Genomic DNA, 1805 nt, shown 5'->3' with positions numbered 1-1805 from the left:
ACGGTCAGGTCGGCGTCGGCGGGGAGTCGGCGTTCGAGTTCGCGAGCGAGCGTGAGGCCCGCGTACCCGGCACCGAGAACCAGGACACGCATGGCTATCACCTCGGACGCAAGTGAAAAGAGGGTGACGGCGAGAGCGCGCTTAGAACAGCGCGTCCGACTCGTCGAGAATTTCGGCGGGACCGCCGACTTCCCCCACGGCGGACTCGACGTTGCAGTCGGCGACGACTTCCTCGACCCGGTCGACGTACTCAGTTGTCGTGTTGATGTAGACGCTGGCTCCCGTGTCAGTCGAGAAGTAGGCCGGGATGTCTTCTTCCGCGCGGAGTTCGCGGATGGCGTTGAACACGGCGATGGTGCGCGGTTGCCAATAGACCCACCCGGCGGGTCCGGTCATCGTCGTCGCGGCGAGCGAAAGCGAGTCGTGCTCGGCGAGTTCGAAGGCGGCGTCGAAGTCGGCCTCGTAGAGCGCGTCGCGCATGTCGTCGATTTGCTTATGCATGTGGGCCATCCGGGCCTGGAACATGTGGCTGTCGGCGGCCTCAGCGTGGGCCTGCTCGGTTTCCTTGTACGCGGGCACGTGCGCGGCGACGATTCGAAGGTCGTCTTCGAGGTCGGTCTCGATGCGCTCGGAGCGGCAGTCGGTGTCGTTCATGCCCGAATAGAGGTGCGAGAAGGCACCCGTAACCGCGCGGGCGGCCGAGGACGACCCACGGCGGGCGATGGTCGAAATCTCCGGACGCGTCAGGTCGAGGTCGGCAGCCTCGGCGAGTGCCATCGCCGCGGCGGCGAACCCGGACGACGACGAACCGAATCCGATGTTCGACGGGAAGGAGTTCTCACTTTCGAGGCGGACGCGGTGGTCGAAGTCGGCGAGGTCGCGAACGTGTTCGACCACGTCGCGGATACGCTCTGCGCCGCGGCCTTCGACCTCCTCACCGCCGATGACGTACACGTCCTCGTCGGCGTCGGGGAGGAATTCGACAGTCGTCTTCGTGTGGCTCGGAGCCGTACAGACGCTGATGCTGTCGTGATACGGCAGTCGAATCTCAGGGTCTCGCATCCCGTGGTACTTCACGAGGCCCTGGATTGGGTGGGCCTTGGCGGTCGCCTTCATATTCGAACGCCCGTCGGACTCGGGGTTAAACGTCCCGATAGGTGACGGCTACGCTGCTGCAAATCAAAACGGGCGTGTCAGCCAGTGACTGGGCCAACACGGTCGGTCGCAATAGCAGGCATGGTGTAGGGCGGCTGCCTGCGCTCCCGTCTCCAGCGGGAGGTGAGAAGGTGGTGATGGTGGTGGATTGTGGTCGGTACTTCGTGTTTGCGAATCCCTTCTGCTCTGTTACTTTGCAGTCGATTCTTTCTGCTCTGTTATTTTTCGCTTGATTCAGCCTCGTTGCCGCGTTCCCAGACATTCGTGACGCTCTCTCCCATCGGTGGTGTGTGGCTAACGTCTCGCATCGTCGGTTTCGGTCGGGTGTCTGTGTGCTTCATGTCCTTGCTACTGACTACCATGGTTGGGGCATAAGGCTTTCGGGGATATTATATTACGACTTATTAGCATATTAGGATATGTGGGAGACAACATAGGTGCGATAAGGCCCCACTTCGAGCGGACCGTGGATGGGCGACGCTTAGTCGTTAGTCGGGAGGTTTCAGCGCCCGAATCGATTGTCTGGGATATGCTAGTCTCCGTTGAGGACTGGCCCGAGTGGGGACCGAGTGTCTCGGCGGTTCCGCGTGTCCCCGGGGAGAATCCCGGCGGGGGCTCGGGCGCGGCCCCGGTTGGCGGCAGCTTGGTTC

Annotated in this window: 2 protein-coding genes; both read right to left on the bottom strand. The window is 62.5% G+C overall.

What is annotated here, in order from left to right; translation table 11 throughout:
* Positions 1-141: 141 nt before the first annotated feature.
* Positions 142-1116, bottom strand: a complete 975-nt coding sequence (gene mvaD / locus QT222_RS01570) for a phosphomevalonate decarboxylase MvaD (RefSeq protein ID WP_491476086.1) — start codon at positions 1114-1116, stop codon at positions 142-144.
* Between the two features lie 257 nt (positions 1117-1373).
* Complete coding sequence (locus tag QT222_RS01565; RefSeq protein WP_491476085.1) at positions 1374-1496, bottom strand: DUF7989 family protein; 123 nt, start codon at positions 1494-1496, stop codon at positions 1374-1376.
* Positions 1497-1805 lie beyond the last annotated feature (309 nt).

The organism is Haloferax sp. s1, assembly GCF_058382125.1.
The sequence above is the reverse complement of the archived record's forward strand: the minus strand, read 5'-3'. Positions and strand labels throughout refer to the sequence as shown.

Coding starts and splice junctions, on each gene's coding strand:
- mvaD (WP_491476086.1), bottom strand. CDS start 1,116: ATGAAGGCGACCGCCAAGGCCCACCCAATCCAGGGCCTCGTGAAGTAC.
- QT222_RS01565 (WP_491476085.1), bottom strand. CDS start 1,496: ATGAAGCACACAGACACCCGACCGAAACCGACGATGCGAGACGTTAGC.